Origin of the sequence: Breznakia sp. PFB1-19 (assembly GCF_029893935.1) — a bacterium.
GTDB lineage: Bacteria > Bacillota_I > Bacilli_A > Erysipelotrichales > Erysipelotrichaceae > Breznakia > Breznakia blatticola.
In genome coordinates this window covers 40,085-57,277 of the sequence record NZ_JARXXJ010000001.1, presented here as the reverse complement: position 1 = coordinate 57,277, position 17,193 = coordinate 40,085, and the positions used below count along the sequence as shown (strand labels likewise).

At 34.4% G+C, this 17,193-nt stretch carries 11 protein-coding genes; 4 read left to right on the top strand and 7 right to left on the bottom strand.

Going from position 1 to position 17,193, the window contains the following annotated elements:
* Positions 1-170: 170 nt before the first annotated feature.
* A complete protein-coding gene (locus tag M2098_RS00190; protein WP_280680987.1) occupies positions 171-989 on the top strand; it encodes a phosphotransferase in 819 nt (272 codons plus the stop codon).
* 12 nt (positions 990-1,001) lie between these two features.
* On the opposite strand, the gene M2098_RS00185 is transcribed toward M2098_RS00190, so the two are convergent.
* The 5 genes from M2098_RS00185 to M2098_RS00165 all read right to left on the bottom strand — a co-directional run bounded on the left by M2098_RS00185 (position 1,002) and on the right by M2098_RS00165 (position 7,226).
* Positions 1,002-1,928: a glycerophosphodiester phosphodiesterase family protein gene (locus tag M2098_RS00185; protein ID WP_280680988.1), complete on the bottom strand. Its 927-nt coding sequence runs from the start codon at positions 1,926-1,928 to the stop codon at positions 1,002-1,004.
* Between the two features lie 70 nt (positions 1,929-1,998).
* Positions 1,999-5,094, bottom strand: coding sequence for a hypothetical protein (locus tag M2098_RS00180; RefSeq protein ID WP_280680990.1), 3,096 nt, complete (start codon positions 5,092-5,094; stop codon positions 1,999-2,001).
* A 240-nt stretch (positions 5,095-5,334) separates the two neighbouring features.
* The gene (locus tag M2098_RS00175) at positions 5,335-5,703 is read right to left on the bottom strand and encodes a GntR family transcriptional regulator (protein WP_280680992.1); all 369 of its coding nucleotides are present in this window, start codon (positions 5,701-5,703) and stop codon (positions 5,335-5,337) included.
* A 9-nt stretch (positions 5,704-5,712) separates the two neighbouring features.
* Positions 5,713-6,531 carry a hypothetical protein gene (locus tag M2098_RS00170; protein WP_280680994.1) on the bottom strand — a complete coding sequence of 273 codons (819 nt, stop codon included), beginning with the start codon at positions 6,529-6,531 and terminating at the stop codon, positions 5,713-5,715.
* The gene (locus tag M2098_RS00165) at positions 6,528-7,226 is read right to left on the bottom strand and encodes an ABC transporter ATP-binding protein (protein ID WP_280680995.1); all 699 of its coding nucleotides are present in this window, start codon (positions 7,224-7,226) and stop codon (positions 6,528-6,530) included. The genes M2098_RS00170 and M2098_RS00165 overlap by 4 nt, the downstream gene beginning before the upstream one ends.
* Before the next feature lie 67 nt (positions 7,227-7,293).
* Between M2098_RS00165 and M2098_RS00160 the strand changes: the two genes are divergently transcribed.
* From M2098_RS00160 to M2098_RS00150, 3 genes are read left to right on the top strand one after another with little or no spacing between them, the layout of a single operon-like run.
* A complete protein-coding gene (locus M2098_RS00160) occupies positions 7,294-8,061 on the top strand; it encodes a biotin--[acetyl-CoA-carboxylase] ligase (RefSeq protein ID WP_280680997.1) in 768 nt (255 codons plus the stop codon).
* 10 nt (positions 8,062-8,071) lie between these two features.
* Positions 8,072-8,320 (top strand): (4Fe-4S)-binding protein, encoded by a 249-nt coding sequence (locus M2098_RS00155; RefSeq protein ID WP_280680998.1) that lies wholly within the window; start codon positions 8,072-8,074, stop codon positions 8,318-8,320.
* A gap of 1 nt (position 8,321) precedes the next feature.
* Positions 8,322-8,864 (top strand): VanZ family protein, encoded by a 543-nt coding sequence (locus M2098_RS00150; RefSeq protein ID WP_280681000.1) that lies wholly within the window; start codon positions 8,322-8,324, stop codon positions 8,862-8,864.
* Positions 8,865-9,028: 164 nt separating this feature from the next.
* Here M2098_RS00150 and M2098_RS00145 read toward each other — a convergent pair whose 3' ends face one another.
* Together M2098_RS00145 and M2098_RS00140 are read right to left on the bottom strand one after the other, a co-directional pair.
* A complete protein-coding gene (locus tag M2098_RS00145; RefSeq protein ID WP_280681002.1) occupies positions 9,029-9,781 on the bottom strand; it encodes a hypothetical protein in 753 nt (250 codons plus the stop codon).
* Positions 9,782-10,033: 252 nt separating this feature from the next.
* Positions 10,034-17,191: a hypothetical protein gene (locus M2098_RS00140; RefSeq protein ID WP_280681004.1), complete on the bottom strand. Its 7,158-nt coding sequence runs from the start codon at positions 17,189-17,191 to the stop codon at positions 10,034-10,036.
* Between the last annotated feature and the right edge of the window lie 2 nt (positions 17,192-17,193).

Here is a 17,193-nt window from a genome sequence, read left to right as displayed (position 1 = left end):
TTGTCAATGAATAAATGATTTATTTGCTTAGCTGAATGATAACGCACAATCAATCTTCTGCATATACAAATCGTTTTCTATTCGTTTTCATGTTGTAGTGTTTGTCACATGAAGTATAATAGTAGTAAGGTAGCAATGATCTAGACATATCATTGCACAGTGTGAAATGTATGAAAGAACTATATAAATTATTAGAAAAACTATTTCCAACAAAGGAAATACATATTGAAGTTTTAGATAAAGGGATTAGTAATCAAAACTATTTAGTACGTGTGGAGCATTCAACTTATGTAATGCGTGTTCCATTTCCAGATCAAGGACATGTTTTCTCGCGTTTACATGAAGCTGAAATTAACGATTGTGTCCGTGACCTTGATGTCCCTTGTATTTACTTTGATCCAAAAACAGGAATTAAACTTACAAACTATATTCCAGATTTAGCTGAATATGAAGAATGTACAGCCGAAAACAAAATTGAAAGAGCCGCTTTATTAGTAAAAGCATTGCATCAAAAGCCAGCTCCAGATTTTGATTTCGATCCAATTGCAACACTAAAGACATATCAAAAGATGCTACAAACCCCAATCTACGATTTAACCGACTATCAATACATTGTCGATAAGGTAAAGAATATCAAGCATACTAAAGTGCTTTGTCACAACGATTTAGTTTCTGGAAATCTATTATTTGGAAATGATCGTGATTATCTGATTGATTATGAATATGCTGCTGCAAATGATGCATTATTTGATGTTATGAGCTTTTTATCGGAAAACAACATTACAGATCCAACATTACGTCAACGATTCTATGATGTGTATTTCGATGAAATAAATGAAGACATTATGAACAGTTTATCCATATGGGAAAATTTCCATAATCTCTTATGGTGTACATGGGCAATGATGTTATACGAAAAACGTCATGAATCCATCTATAAAGAGATCGCAAAAATGAAATATGATGCCTTAGTTTCATCGCATACTTAAAAAGATTCACCATCACGGTTGAATCTTTTCTTTATATTGATAGTCGATGTACTTTTTCAGTTGCAAATCTTTTTCATTTAGATGATCACTTACAAAGCCATAGGCTCCTAATTCCTCTTTTTCATAGATAAGTGAAAGTTGATTGGTCGTATACAAATATACTTTCAATCCTTGATTATTAAATGGAAGAAGATCTTCACTTGTTTGTACCCAAGTGTGTTTCATTAACACGGTTTCTATATTGTGTTCAACACAAAAACTTGCTACACGTTCAAAGTCTTTGTTTTTCTCTTTATATAATGAATACATATAGTGCTTGAATGGATGTATTTCCTGTATTGCAAGATATTGTTCCTCATTATAAAACTGGATAATCATACGATTTAGCACATCCATTTTATCTAATTTACTTGCTTGATTTACCATAGCAGCAATCATCATATCGAAAGAAATTTCATCTATATACTTCGTATCAACAACAAACATTGCATCAACATGTGTATCCATATAATTCAACAGATCAGTTAAATCACTTGTTGGATATTTATAATATTTATAATTTCGTTTAAATGCTTCGTAGGTTGGTATTTCTTCTTCAAAAACAAGATAATGATTCCCACTTTCTTCCCAGTCATGATGCAAAACAAGCACTCCATCACTTGTCATATTTAAATCCACTTCAAATAAACGAGAACCATTTAAATAATTCTCTTGCAAAGCCGTGATCGTATTTGTTCCTGCTTTTCCATCAATTCCACCTAATGCATGCTTAATAATCCGTTGGTTTTCATGCCATGCCGGGTGAAATGGTTCCACTGCTTTTTCCTTCGTGGTTGTTGTTGTGGCATTTGGTATATACGCAACCACTGCTACAAGCAATCCCATACTCAACATCCCTGCAAGAAATGCAAGAATGAGTGTTCTTCCCCTATATTTCATATCTTCATTTTGGAATAGATACAATCGAATTGCAAGAAAAAAGACGATTTCTCGTCTTTAAACATTTCTTTTAATTTTCTTGTTTACGTCTTGCTCTATTTGCGAAAAGTATCACTACACTTGCTGAAGCAAGAAGTAATAATAATATTTGACTTTGACTAACATCTCCAGTTGTTGGACCATCATCTTGAGTAGGTGTTTCTTCAGTTGGGTTTTCTGGTTTTTCAGTTGGAGGTACAACTGTTTTTTCAAATACAATTGCAGCTTCATTTGATTCCACAACACTTGCATCATTCACACCAACAGCAAATGTATTGTAAGCAATACGGTCTGCTAATGCCTCAGTTCCTGTTAAAGCAAGTGTATTAGCAGTTAAAGGTACTTCAAATTGTAAACATGATTCTTTAATTGATGCACTATCTTCTTTTTGAACAATCATGAAAGATTTAATTTGTGTTTTATCTGCAACATCATCATAACTTACCCACTGTGCATCTGTGATGTTATTTGGTTGTTCTAGGTTTTGTAGATGATCTGCTACATTTGCATCTAAAATTCCATCTACTTTCGGTTCACTTGATGTACTATATAATACATCAAAGTTATCTTCGTATCCTTTTGGTAAAACCACTGGTCCATTTAATGATACATTGAATCTTGACAAACGTTGTTCATCATTTAAAACCATTGTATCGTCAAGTGTTGGTAAAACATCAATCGCGATTAAATTCTTAATTGGATTTCCTTTTACATTTTCAACAACTAAAGCAAGATTTACATTTTTATCTGTTGTACTCACAAATCCTGTTTGAGCAAACGTATCTTGCCCTACAAGTGCTGATGCGATAAATTCATAGGCATTGCGATACATATATGTATTGTGGGTACTATATGCAAATTCCGATGTATCTCCATCTTGATCAAAATCCTCAACATCACTAATTTTACTTGTTATTGATCCATCTGCATTTGTAGTAGTAGCTACTTCAAATTCCTCGTTCAAATATCCAAACATTTGAACATCAAATTTATATCCTGCATTTTCATCAATATGCACTGGCACTGCTATTCGCATAAGATGATTCATCGCAAGTACATCTTGTTCATATTCAAGTTTTACAAGCGTCTTTCCTTGATTTTTATAATTTGTGTCTATAACCGTTATCGTTCCACCAGTAGATAGTGAAACATCACCAATAATTATATCGTTATCGATAAGTGCATAATCAACAAATTTACCTTTCATTGGATATAGAGATGCGACATCATTAACTACATCAAAGTAAAGTGTATTTTCACCATCACCAACAATCCCATTACTTTCGTCCTTAAGATACGCATTCGCTTTCACATAACGTGAAATACCCTCTGGTTCTTTAATGATTTGTGCAGTTTTAGGAGTCAATCCACTTTGCCATGCATCACTTAACTGGTCATAGTCACATGTTGCTTGTAAATCTTCAGGAACATATTTTGTAATTCCATTTGCTATTGTATATTTTGCATTCCATCCAGAGTAAGAGATACCTCCAGTACTCTCAAGACTTCCAATATACCCCTTATCAACAGTGGTATACATTGCCACATTCGTTGTAGTTAAACCAGCTGGCAAACTTTGCCAGTTATTTTGTGTGTATTGCAAGTAATCAGCAAATTCCTCATTTTGCCCATTTTCTTGAGCTGCCCATGCATGCATCCAAATGGTTTCAATTTTCTTAGTAGAATCAATACCCAACTGTTCACTTGTATACAAAGTTGATGGTTCTAAGCGTTTCACTAGCCGTGTCCATTCACTTTCCCCAACATAACGTACACTTAGTGAAAAATTGACAGCTTCTTCCATTGGATACAATTCGCCTTTACCAGTACCATATGTGGTTGAAGGTCGAAAGTAATAATCTCCACTATAAAACTTTGAAATATTTAGATGTTCATCTGGATTCATGAATACATCATATGCATTCATTCCTGCGTTTGGGCTGGTAGCATTATTCGAAGTAAAATACATTCCCCAACCAAGCAAAGCCGCATCGGTTGTTGATATATTCACATTATCTTTCATTCCCAAACCACCGATACTATCCGTTGGTCCTCTAAATGTTGATAAATACCCTCCACCGTTTTCATATTGCGGTAAATCTGTCGAGTCATCTGGCACAACCATTACAGTTGCATCTGTTTTAAATTCAACTGTTGATGCATCCGCATACGTGATATTAGCAATTGCATTTGTTTCTACTTGTGTAAAGTATTCAACATCATCAGCAACTTGCAATACTAGATTGAAATTTTTCACAAAGTAATATTCATCATTTGCATTTCCATCGATTGGAATTAACCACGAAATACGTTGTCCATCAATGGTTGGTGTAACTGCTGAAGTGTCACTTACATAACTTAAACCTTCTGGCATTTCATAAGTCACTTCTACTTGAGATGATGCAAGTGGTTCAAGACTTCCTGCATCAAAACGATTGACAGAAACTCCTAATCCATAAACACCTTGTTCACCTGGATGTAAACTACTTGTTTCTTTTAATAAATCATCCTTCATAATTCCAAGAAATTTATGAGATATTGATCCATTGTATTGAGATAATAAAGTTGCTTGAGCAGATGTATTTGCAAGTTCGTTTCCAGCATCAACCACTTTTGCACTACTTGTAAGAACAACATCATTTAGTGATGCTCCATTACGTGTAGCAACCTTAATAATTGTGCTTGATTCAAACCCTCCTTCAAGACTGCCAAATGTATACGTTAAAGTTTTAGCATTTGGATCATAGGTTGGAACCACACCTTGTAAGCTTAATTCTGCAACATCTTGATTAAACAATATATCACTTTGATCAATTGCTTCTGGTAAATTAACAATCAACGTTACATTACTATACACTTGCCCTTGCCCATGTAAACTAAAGTATAGTTGATAATTTGCACTCGTTCCTACTTCTACAGTTGAAGCAAGGGCATTTAATGTCAAACTTGCTTCCTTATTCACTGATAGAGTATCTTCGACTTGAGAATTCTCATCTGTAATGTTTTGGTCGCTTGTTGTTTCTTCATTTGCAGTAGTTTCGTCTGCTTTTGATGAAGATGTAAATCCAGTTAATATAAGCATTAATGACATGCACATAGCAACCAACATTTTCATAGATTTTTTCATATAATATTTCTCCATTCTGACTACTAATCGTCGTTTAGATGCCCTTTAATTGCACACATGAATTTCTTAACGGTTTTTTAATGGTTCCCTCCTTTTAATTGTATGATTATGTAATATAAAAATTGCATAATCAAAATTGCCATCCTTACTATATTCCTATTGTGAATAGAATGCATTTCATTTGACCAAAGAATTTAAATATGTTAATGCAAAAAAAGACCTTCTTTTTAGAAGATCCTTTCATTCATTTTGATTTTGGTTTAATTCTTGCGTCACAGCATCAAGTATTTGTTCATCATCATATCCGATGTCATGCATATCTCCAATAAACAAACGTACCATACTTGTCGCTTGTTCTTGTTCGAGTTTTTCAATTAATGCTTGATCTCCTGAGATAAAACGACCTGCGGTTCTTTCACTTCTTAGTAAACCTTCACGTTCAAGTTCACTTAAAGCTCGTTGTACCGTATTTGGGTTTACCCCATATTCTACAGCTAGATCACGTACAGACTTCACTCTTGAACCAAGTGGATAATCTCCAGATACAATATGCTTTTTAAACTCATCCATGATTTGAATATAGATTGGTACATTTGGGTTAAATTCCATCTAACCACCTCAATCCAGTTCTATCTTACGTTGTAATAAATACTTACACACGAAGAAGTAAATTGCACCCCATGCAGTTGCAATTGCAAGTTGCATAGCTGTATCTTTTAATAAAATATCATTATATAAATCCATAGTTTCTGTAGTTGAAGAAGTTGTAACACTCATTCCAAATAGTGAAGCTTGATGAATCAAATCACTTTGAAAAATATACGTAACTCCCATTTGCACAATTGATACGACAATATATGCAATAATTGCAGCTAAGATTCGATGACCTTTGATGTATTTTGTATGCACAAAGGTAATAATCATATATGCACATAATACCGTTTGCAATACACCCACCATAAATTCAAAGATTCCAAGCAGCAGTAATCCCATATCAAAGTGTGTCCCAAAGACATTTTCCCATGTTAAGGGAATATCAATCATAACTACTGAAGAAACAAAGATAACTAACACAGTAAGTCCAAACCAAAGTGATGCTACTAGTGTTTTTGAAATCAGTAATTTTGAAGTGCTTACTGGTAGTGTAAGTGTTAGATACCCTTGGCTTTTAAACATACTTGTATTAAAGTTGCGTAAAATCTGTAACCCAACAAAAATCACACTACCAAATACGAGCAACCCATATATCATCACCAATATAATCGCCGCAATCACTGGTATACTTAACGACCCATCTGCGCTAATTACAGCACCGTCTTCCATTATTTTTGAAAAACTACCAAAACGTACAAGTACGGCAACAACAAGCATCGCAATAAATAATATAATGTATTGTTCATACCCACGACGAATTTCATATTTTAATAATTTCATCATTTTGCGTATACCTCTTTGAACATTTCTTCAATTGATTTACGTTGGTGAATGCGAATGTCATCAACATCTTGATCAAGGGCAATTGCACCTTCCTTCAAAAAAATCACGCGATTAAATATTCTTTCGACATCACTAATTAAATGTGTCGAAACAATCAACGTTTGATTTTCATCATAATTTTCTAAAATAGTATCCAAAATCACATCACGAGCTACTGGGTCTACACCCCCAATTGGTTCGTCAAGCATTATGATTTTTGCTCTTCTTGACATAACCAAACTCAATAAGAATTTCTCCTTCATCCCTTTGGACATTTGACGAAAATACAAATGCGAATCGATATCGAATTTACTCAATAACTGAATACAGCGATTGTAGTCAAAATCTTTATACAAATCCACAAACATATTTAATACATCGATTCCTCTTTGTCCTTTTTCAAAATACGGTTCATCTGGTAAAAATGAAATAACTTCCTTTGAATGTACACCTAATGGCTGACCATCGACGAGTATTTTTCCATCATAATCTGCAATCAATGTATTCAAAATTTTCATTAATGTAGTCTTTCCACTACCGTTAGGTCCCAGTATTCCAATAATCTCCCCAGGTTGTATGGAAAACGAAACATCATCCAAACCGATGCGTTTTCCATAACGTTTACTCACATTCTCTACTTTTATTAGACTTTCCATAAAATCTCCTTGTATTAACATGTTAATACAACTGCGCGATTAAGTCAATATATGCTATACTTGATTTATGAAAATTGACGCAAAAAACCTTAAAAATAACATCGATTCTTTCTATACGATTGTTGAATCCTACCAAAGTATAAGTTCAACCAATGATTTACTAAAAGAAGTGGCTTCTTCATTCCCTGAAGGAACGATCTTTTTAGCCAACGAACAAAGCAAAGGAAAAGGACGTAATGGACGTGATTTTTTATCTCAAGCTGATAAAGGTTTATACATGAGTATCCTATTAAAACCACAATTTGATATCAGAACCAGTCTAACTATTACCGCATGTGCTGCCGTATCAGTTGCCAAAGCCATCGAAACCTTGTATCATAAACAAATCCAAATTAAATGGATCAATGATATTACTTACAAGCAAAAGAAACTTGGTGGTATTTTAGTAGAAAGTGGACTACAAGCAAATCAAAAACATGTTGATTATTTTGTTGTTGGCATTGGTATCAATGTCTATAAACAAGACTTTCCAGAGCCACTAAATGAAATTGCATCTACTTTAGAAGCACACATTGAAGATGTAGACCGTTTTGCGCTTGCTGTAGCTATTTTAAACAATTTCGCAACACTTTATGCATCACTGGCTCAAAACACTTGGTACGAGCCGTATTTGCGTTTTTCAAGTGTATATCATACATCCATAAGCGTACTAACAAATCCACCATATGATGCATATGTAGAAAATATTGATTCATATGGGCAATTGCATGTACTAAAGGAAGATCAAACAAGAGAAATCATCAACTCAGGTGAAATAAGTATTCGTTTGAAGTAAAGGAGTAACCATGACAAAAGAGCAATTATTAGAAATGGGCTATCGCGAGTATCGCGGTGAGCACATCAATGTATATTTTAAGAAAGATTTGTGTACACACTCAGCAGTTTGTGTAAATGGAGATCGTGACTTATTTAATGTTTGTCGCAAACCATGGATATTACCAGATGCTTGTGCAAGTGTTGATAAAGTAAAGCGCGTTGTGGATGCATGTCCATCAAAAGCACTTCTATATATCGAAAAAGAGAGCATCAAATAAAATGTACATAAAGAAACAACATATCCGCATACTACGTGTCATCGGTATCATTTCTCTACTTGTATGGATGTATGTTATCTACTCATTTAGTGCAGATAGCGGAAATTCTTCTAGTGCGTTAAGTGGCAATGTCGTAAAGATGTTTTATCAAATCATCGAAACATTCACAGGAAAAGATTTGTATCAGATGCTATCAGCTACGCATCTAGATATGGTTCAACATGTATTTAGAAAACTTGCACACATGTTTATCTTTTTTGTCTTAAGTGTAAATGCAATGTGTATTATGTTTACATTTCCACTTAAGATGTATATACGTATCTTTATCGCATTAACATTCAGCTTCGCATATGCATGTTTTGATGAATTCCATCAACTCTTTGTGGCTGGACGCGCTGGACAATTTCGTGATGTTCTTATCGACACAAGCGGTGCACTTATCGGTATTATCTTTTCATTGTTACTATATTGTGTCATCTTTACCATCTATGAAAAACACATGGCAAAAAAATATGGAGCAATTGATGTATCCAATCAAAAGTAAAACTCAGCAACTATCAAAGTCGCTGAGTTTTTTAGTCCTCTTTATTAGAAATTCGAAAGAAGGTAAAGAATACGTAACCAACTCCAATAAAGAAGCACAAACTAACAATATCGATTAGATATCGTAGGATTGCTTGTATCATATAAAATCCTCTTTTCTCTTTATTATCGTAGTTCTAGTTTATCTTTACGACGGTAGTATTCATTCATACCAATAAGTACAAGAATTCCTAGTGATGCAAGAATGACACACAAATATCGTACTTGACTCACAGATTCTTCTGCACTTGCTTCAATGGAGATGTAGTCTTCTTTTACATTTACATCAATCGATGTATCCCCACAAATATCTTGTTTTTCTTTTTCACAAAGTGTCGTCATTCCTTCATTTTTTATGTGCATTGTATTATCTTCCACTTTAACAACAGACTCATTACTACTTAACCAACGCTCTTCACTTGTAGAAGTGTTTGTATTAGGAGAAAAGGTAAAGTAATCCGCTTCTAAATGTGGATGTAATTGTTGCAAATCCATATGTTTTTCAGCAACGACAATTGTATATTTTGCTAATTCCAAACGATTATCCGTTTGCACAACAAGTTCAACATTTCCTGGTTGTAAGGCTTTAATTTGTCCACCTTGTAACAATCCAACTGTTTCTTGATTCGATAAAGAAAAATTCAACGCTGATAATTCATAATCAGCAAGTTCATCTTTAATAATTTGAATATTCTTCCCTACACTTGTTAGTACATACATTTCATTTCTTTCAGGTAAGCGATAACCAAACTTATAGTTTTCATTCTGATTTTCTGGTATGCAATCAATGGTATCTTTTTGTAGATTACAAACACCAGCAGATAAAGGTAGTGAAAGTGCAAAAGCAACTTTCAACATTGCAAGTTTATTAATGAACATGTTCCCCTCCATTTATCTATCCTCAACAAAATTCATTCTATCAAATATCCAAATACTTATCAATCATAATAATCACAAACTAAAATAAATATTTATAACGATATTTGAACATGTTTTATATACGTTTTAATCGTATTGATTTCCTTAGTATGCCATATAGATACAAATCAAAATAACTATATGTCATAAAAAAACATTTTTTTGTATTCAAAAGAAAAGAAGCTATCCAATCTGGATAACCTCTCATTCATTTTATCTTCTTTGTCTACGATAGAATGTGTAAACCCATACCATCATAGAAAATCCAAGAACAAGTAACCACCACTGTACTTGCGATGTATCTTGTGCTTGTACAGTTGATGTATGACTTTCATTTTGCTTGTCATCTTTTGTAGCTGGTAATGTTTCAATAACTTCTTTTTCTGGTTGCTTATCATCTGGATTTGTAGGAGTTTCACCTTCTGGATCCTTTGGTGTTTCTTCTGGATCTTTAATTTCTGGTGTCTTCTCTACTTCCTTGAATTCAACTTCAATCGTATGATCTGCATTTACATCTGTGAAGCTGTATGATTCAACAACTCCTACATCTATACCATCTACTAGTACTTTTGCAATTTCATAGTCCGTATCTGCACTAAAACTAAAACTTGCATTCATCCCTGCTTCTACTAATACTTCACCACTTGGCGAAATCGAACCATGTTGTCCTGCGGTTGCTTGAATTGTGTAGAATGTAACTTCTTCTTTCGCGCGTTTTACTTGAATCATAGCATCCGTACTATTTCCAGCTAAATCACGTGATGTAATGGTAATCATCGCTTCATCTTGGTTTTCTGGTAAACATCCAACCAATGTGAAGTTTCCTTCCGCATCAGCTGTTTGTTCACTTGCAGTTGCTAGATTCATATGCATAAATAATCCTGCTTCTGTAGTTCCAGTGACTGTAAAGTTACCTTCTTCATCAGTTGTAATAATTCCATCTTCTGTATCCACAAACAAGTTTGGTGCTTGATTATCCACTTGTGAGATATAACTATAGAAACTACTATCTCCATGCGTATTTGTAGCTACAACTACAACTTGTGCATATGATGTATCTGCTTCATGGCTGATATTTGTGGTAAAGTTTTCTTCACTTGTTGTACTGTTTATGACACTTGCATCATTGATGCGTACTTCATAACTACAATCTTGATCACTTTGGATATGTAAATCATACGTTCCCGTTGATAATACAGTTAGATCATCCGCAGCACTATTAAATGTTGTCGCATTTGCAAATTGGACATCTAGTGTTGGATAGGTTGCTTTACGCAATTGTTTTACTTCGCTAATGTATGAAGTTCCACTAATTGAAACTTCTTTATCAAGTGCATCTGATTTCACAGAAACAAATGGTGTAATTTGCATCTTGTATGATTTTCCACCTTCTAATCCTGAAAGCACTGCTTCATAGGTATCATTACTTGAAGCACTTGCATCAATCGTGTAAATTACTGGTGCATCATTAAGTGCAACATCACTTCCATCAACGCTTCCTTCTTTACGGTATACTTGGTTTCCATCTTCACCAAGTACACGTATTTCATAACTTGCTGCTTCATTTTTCGCATTACTTGAAGCTTTCCAAGTTGCTTTAAAAGTATCACTTCCATGATTTTCAAAGACAAATTCTTCAACTGGGCTAGGCATATTTGCATTCGTAAATGTAATCGTATTTGTTTGATCTACGATTTTACTAAATACACTTCGTGCATTTTCATTTGTTTGCTCATAGTTACCATCTTCAGTTTGACGAACGGATTTTGCTTGTTGGTTATCACTTTCTGTATACGTACCTTGAAGTACACCATGTACATAGTACTCTCCACTTGCTAAATTAGAAGCAAAGCTGTCTAAATCAACTGCGATTTGACCTGTGATTTTACCATCTACAATGGAAGTGGAATCTACTTCATAATTTCCTACATAAATTCCTTCATCACTGATATCATTTTTGTCTTTATCCACATATACATCAACACTATAACTTTGTGTGTTATCTAAGTTTTGTAACGTGAAGTCCACTTGTTTGTTGGCATATGTAAAGTCACTAATTTCTTCCATCGGTTTTGCATTTAAACGCGTTACTGAAATCGATGATCCATCTTTTGAACGTACCTTCCATTTAGCACTTAAATTTCCATCAAGATTTACCATCATTGATTTTTCTGTTCCACTTACAACATCAAGTGCATTTACATGTGCGTAACTCAGTTCTTCTTCCGTATACGGTTGTGTATCACTTGCTGCAGTAGTCCGTGGGAAATGCAGTGTATATGGAACATAACTTTGACTTGTTTCATCAAAGTATTCCACGATCACCTGATCACGTGTTCCATTGATTGTTAAGAATTCGGTATCACGTACATTTTCATAGTTGTATTCGGTTTGCGGCATACGCATAAATGCAAATGGCATTTGCGCATCAACAATTTCGACGTTGGTTCCAAAACTCATCAATCCTACTGCATTATGATTTTCATCATAGATCACTTGGTCATGCACTGGCGAATTGTCTAGTAAAGAACGGAAGAAACTTACTTTCTTATTTCCCCAACTGTAACGAACCCCAAATCCAATTCCAATAATCTTAAATTTTCCATGAATGTTATCACTTGAAATTCCAAGATTAATATCTAATAACTTAATTGGACCTACGCTAAATAAACCTAAATTGATCTTTGGAATTTGAAGTCGTGCATATAAACTTCCACTAAAGGTTGGACGCTTCTTCACAAAGTCATATCCGATTGACCCTTTTCCACCTCCACGGATAAATTCCGTGTCTTTGAAAATTTGGGCATCTACTTCATATTTTAATTCCATTGCTTGTTCTGAAAGATATAATCCTCCACCAAGTTTATTGAATGGTTCAAATTTAATACTTCCAAGTTCAAATGAAGGACTTGCATCAAATGAGAACTCTGTTGGTCCTGCATTAATTTGCCCTTTCATATTTAATACTTCAAAGAACGCCATGCTCGCTTTAATATTTGCGACAATTGGTGGATACACTTTATAGTTTTTATCAATTGTATCTTTTAATCCGGTGAAACCACCACCTCCACCAGTTAATTCCATGATGTTTGGTGGAATTACAGGAATTCCGCTTCCTCCAACATAGAAATCAAGGGTATCAGGCACTAGTGCTCCTGAACTTATTGGTGCAAGTGCTAGTTCTCCTTCAAATTCAAAGACATTAAAATCTACACTTGCTTCAAATTCGTATGTTCTTTCAAATGTATTAATATTAGCTTTTGCACTTGCACTTAATTCCATGAATGGGATTGAGTTTTCTGAAAGTTCAGCACTTCCATTTGCAATCGCACCTTTGACTTTCATTGCTCCATTTTCAACTGCCATGTGAAGTTGTTGCAACTCGACCATTGCTAAAGGAACACTTGAGAATGGTACATCAATACTCATCTTTCCACCAAAGACAATCTTCCCTTTTAATAGAACAATGTCTTCTAGTTCAACTGCTGTACCTGAAATTACTTTCACTTTTTTAATTTGGTTAAGTCCTTTTGTTCCTGACCAATCTAAACGGATATTCTCTTTTCCTTCTATATCGTATCCATCCGTTGTATATGCAACACCTTTATCTAGACGTAAAGAGAATGGTCGATCTTTTGATTTAAAGAATTGGAAACCTGCTGTAGATAATTCTCCACTTTCTCCTGCAAGCAATATTCCATCTTTGTCTTGTTGTAAGGTAATATTACTATCGCCATACGCTGTATAGGTAATTACACCATTCATCAGTGTTTGACCTTCTAATAATTCATAGATTTCCGTTTCACGATTAAATTGAATAGAACCCTTCAACGTAATTAATAATTCTTTTCCACTTGTTTTTTCAAGTAGATCTTGTTGGGAATCTGCTAAGACAATTTTATGTGTCTTTCCTTCTTGCGTAATTCCGACAATTGAGAATGGTTCATAACGTAATTTCTCATTTGTATATACTTTATACTTTACTGTATGTGTTCCAACTGTAATGTATAAATAGCCAAAGTCATCTTGCACATCAAATGTTTTTGCAATTTCTTTTTTTGTTTCTTCATCTAGTGCAACTTTTAGTTGTCTTCCTTGTTCTGTTACGACAGCTTTGCTTGGATCAATGCTTACATTTTCTTCAATGTCACTTGAACCACCAATACGAATCGTTTGAATTTGTTGTTTCAGCGTTTCATCTTCTAATGCATCTAATCCATCTTCACCTTTAATTTGTCCAAGATTTTTTCCTCGTACGTAGATTTCAGTTAAATCATAGATAATTGAATGATCTGAGAATAAGTAATCAATTTCATACGATTCATATAACTTCTTTTCGTAAAGTGGTAATGTGTACGTTCGTTCTTCCTTTTGATTTTTATCATAGGCTGGAAGTGTGAATGCAATACTTGCTTGATAACCCACATTTCGATTTTGAATTTGTGAATCGACTTCGATGTTTTCAGCATCAACTCCTTCAAGTTGACCTACTGTAAATCCACGATATGCTTTCGTTGATTGGACATCCAATTTAATTCGTTGTCCTGGAGCAACATCTTTTGCAATCAGTTTATTTCCATATAGTTCAAATGTCGAATTCGTACTACGGATATAATCCATATCTGCTAAATCTATTTCAACTCGATAACTTGGTTTCTTTTTCACATTTACATATATAATGAAGTCTTTTTCACCTTCAGGAACTGTAAATGAAAGCGTACTTTCTTCATCAAATGATTTGATGTGTGTATCTGTAAACACATTTACTGGAGTTTCTTCAGTTTTTTCTAAGGCAAAATTGTAATCACGTTCATATACTTCAACTGTATCTAAATAGTAGTCGGCATGATCTACACGTGCATCAATTGTAACTGTATCATTTGCATATACAGAGTTCGTCGATACTGTAGCGTTTGTTAGATATTCACGATTCTCTTTTCCTAGAATTGAGATGCTTCTTTGACTTTTGCTAATTGCTTCTGCATAAATTGTCACATTGCCTTTTGGCATAATGAAACGATATGTTTTACTCTTAACATCATATGTATATGGAACTTCTATATTACTTCCATCTCGTTTCACACGTAATTGTAATTTATGTGTATCCGTATTTTTAACTTTCGCACCTTTAAAAGCAACAACCTCATATGGTGCAAAACTTATCTTCGCTTGCCCTTCCAAATCCAGAATTTCTAGTGCATCTGATTCAGTTGTCGTATGTTCATCAATATTTACTTGTACATCATATGTACTATCATTTAGTGAAGCTTTAAAATGTATTGGGCGTGTTGCTTCATTCGAACGTGAATTTGATGTGTTTTCTAACCAAACATATACATCATATGTTGTATCTTTAACTAAATCAGTTGGTGCAATTGTAAGTTTTGTTAGATCGTTTGAACTTCCACGACTAACAATAGTACGAACGCCATTTTCATCTGTATCAACAACTTTGTATTTTAAATTGTAAGTTGCTGCATTTGCACCTTCTGGTAATTGACTTTGAATAGAAAACTCACGTTCAAGCACCAATCCATCTTTCAAGATATCCTGCGTGCTATCTTTTAGACCATCGATAGTTAATGAACCTACCGTTGCTTCAATATCAGCAACATTATCTTGCGTTAAAGTAAGACGGCTTGACTTTATGTCAACGATATTACTCACATTCAGTTTTGTGATTGGACGGAAATAGATATGTGTATCTGGATCCAGTGGAAGAATCGTATTCACAAACTTTTTTGCATCTTCATTAGGTGCAAACTGGTAAAAGAAGTCATATACGGTTGGTTTTCCATCTTGTACCGTCCTAAGAAAATACGGGGCTTCTGATGTCATGAGGCAATTATCTTCACCTCCGATACTAGAGGGCCTGCTTCTAGCTGCACCATTAGCAACTACTCCACTTTGAAAGTATTGAACACTTCCCTTTTCATCCGCTTTCTTTTGATCACTATCAAAACCTATAAGATGTCTTTGTGCAGTTTGGTTTGTCACAATAGCTTTTTCGATAGATCCAGTAATGTAATATGGAAGATAGAAACGTGCATCTGTTTCATCATATAACTTTATCGTTTGCCCGTTATACTTTTCTGTACCACGATAAGTCACAACATGTGAAATCGGCATATTTGCTAATTCCGAAGCATTAAAGTTTCTTAAAAATGAATCTTCACTTTCGCCATTCATATAAGTATTCAAATCTGAATTCGACCATTGTAAACCTTCCGCAGGAATATTGTTTGGATCATGAAATTGGTTGATGTTGAACAATTCTGTCGCAACAAGCATGACCTCTCCTGTCTTCTCTCCTGGGAGTACATCCCAATAGAACTGGAGGTTTTTATTATCTGATAGATGACTTATTGTATTTGGAAAACCAAATGGTGCAGAAGTTCTTGAAATTCTTGTTGCACTATAATCAGGTACTGGTCCCGAACCAATTCGCACTAACCTTTCGACCCCTAAAGGATTTACTAGATCCGCACCTGATAATGCGCCAGCTAAATCAACTCCATCGTTTACGTCACCTTGTTTAGTAACAAAGGTATCTTGATAGTTTTCAGTAGGTGATGCTTGTGTAGCAATCTTTTCAGTTGCTTTCACTTCTTTTTTTGCTGTATATCCAACAATTGTTGAAATGTATGGTTCTGTATCAGTTAATGCACCCTCAAAAGTTACTGCTAATGCAGCATTTTCAAGTGCGTCATCTTTTGTCGCATACGAAAATTGTTTACTTTGCATTTGTGCAAGTGAACCAAATTGTACTTTACTTGTACAACTTGAAAATTGTCCATAAATGGACCCATCATTATCACTACTTACAAATCCTGTTGGTATTTTATCCGTAAACGTTGTTGCTTGCTTAACTTCTGTATCATCAAAATATAACGTTTGTGAATCTTTATAAGTAATCGGAATGATACTCATTGCTTTTACATTTGTTAGTGGTACTCCATTTTCAAATGCATCATAGCGAATACTTACACCATAGCTTTTCTGATCATCACTTTCAACAAAGGAAATTGATTGTACAATTTGATATTGTTTTACATACCAAACACTTTGAATTGCACCTTCGCCATCAATTGTTGGTGCTTCAAACATCGTTTCAAGTGCATCATCACTTGAACCATATGTATATACCTTTCCTTCAATTTCAAATATTGTCGTTCCCAATCGATCATCATTGAGTTCATCATGATTTTCTTGAATGGCAAAACGACCATTATCTTTATCCACATACACTGTGGTGTTTTCTTTCGTACTAGTTACGTATTCCGTTTGTTTTGTGTCCTTTGATAGAACTGGTACTTGTAAACTTGTAAGCACAATAAAAACGGACAACAGTACAACTGTAATCTTTTTCATAC

Bases quoted from the DNA above. Each gene is read 5' to 3' on its own strand.
- M2098_RS00155 (WP_280680998.1), top strand. From the start codon at position 8,072: ATGACAAAAGAGCAATTATTAGAAATGGGCTATCGCGAGTATCGCGGT.
- M2098_RS00145 (WP_280681002.1), bottom strand. From the start codon at position 9,781: ATGTTCATTAATAAACTTGCAATGTTGAAAGTTGCTTTTGCACTTTCA.
- M2098_RS00180 (WP_280680990.1), bottom strand. From the start codon at position 5,094: ATGAAAAAATCTATGAAAATGTTGGTTGCTATGTGCATGTCATTAATG.
- M2098_RS00175 (WP_280680992.1), bottom strand. From the start codon at position 5,703: ATGGAATTTAACCCAAATGTACCAATCTATATTCAAATCATGGATGAG.
- M2098_RS00165 (WP_280680995.1), bottom strand. From the start codon at position 7,226: ATGGAAAGTCTAATAAAAGTAGAGAATGTGAGTAAACGTTATGGAAAA.
- M2098_RS00190 (WP_280680987.1), top strand. From the start codon at position 171: ATGAAAGAACTATATAAATTATTAGAAAAACTATTTCCAACAAAGGAA.
- M2098_RS00140 (WP_280681004.1), bottom strand. From the start codon at position 17,191: ATGAAAAAGATTACAGTTGTACTGTTGTCCGTTTTTATTGTGCTTACA.
- M2098_RS00185 (WP_280680988.1), bottom strand. From the start codon at position 1,928: ATGAAATATAGGGGAAGAACACTCATTCTTGCATTTCTTGCAGGGATG.
- M2098_RS00170 (WP_280680994.1), bottom strand. From the start codon at position 6,531: ATGATGAAATTATTAAAATATGAAATTCGTCGTGGGTATGAACAATAC.
- M2098_RS00160 (WP_280680997.1), top strand. From the start codon at position 7,294: ATGAAAATTGACGCAAAAAACCTTAAAAATAACATCGATTCTTTCTAT.
- M2098_RS00150 (WP_280681000.1), top strand. From the start codon at position 8,322: ATGTACATAAAGAAACAACATATCCGCATACTACGTGTCATCGGTATC.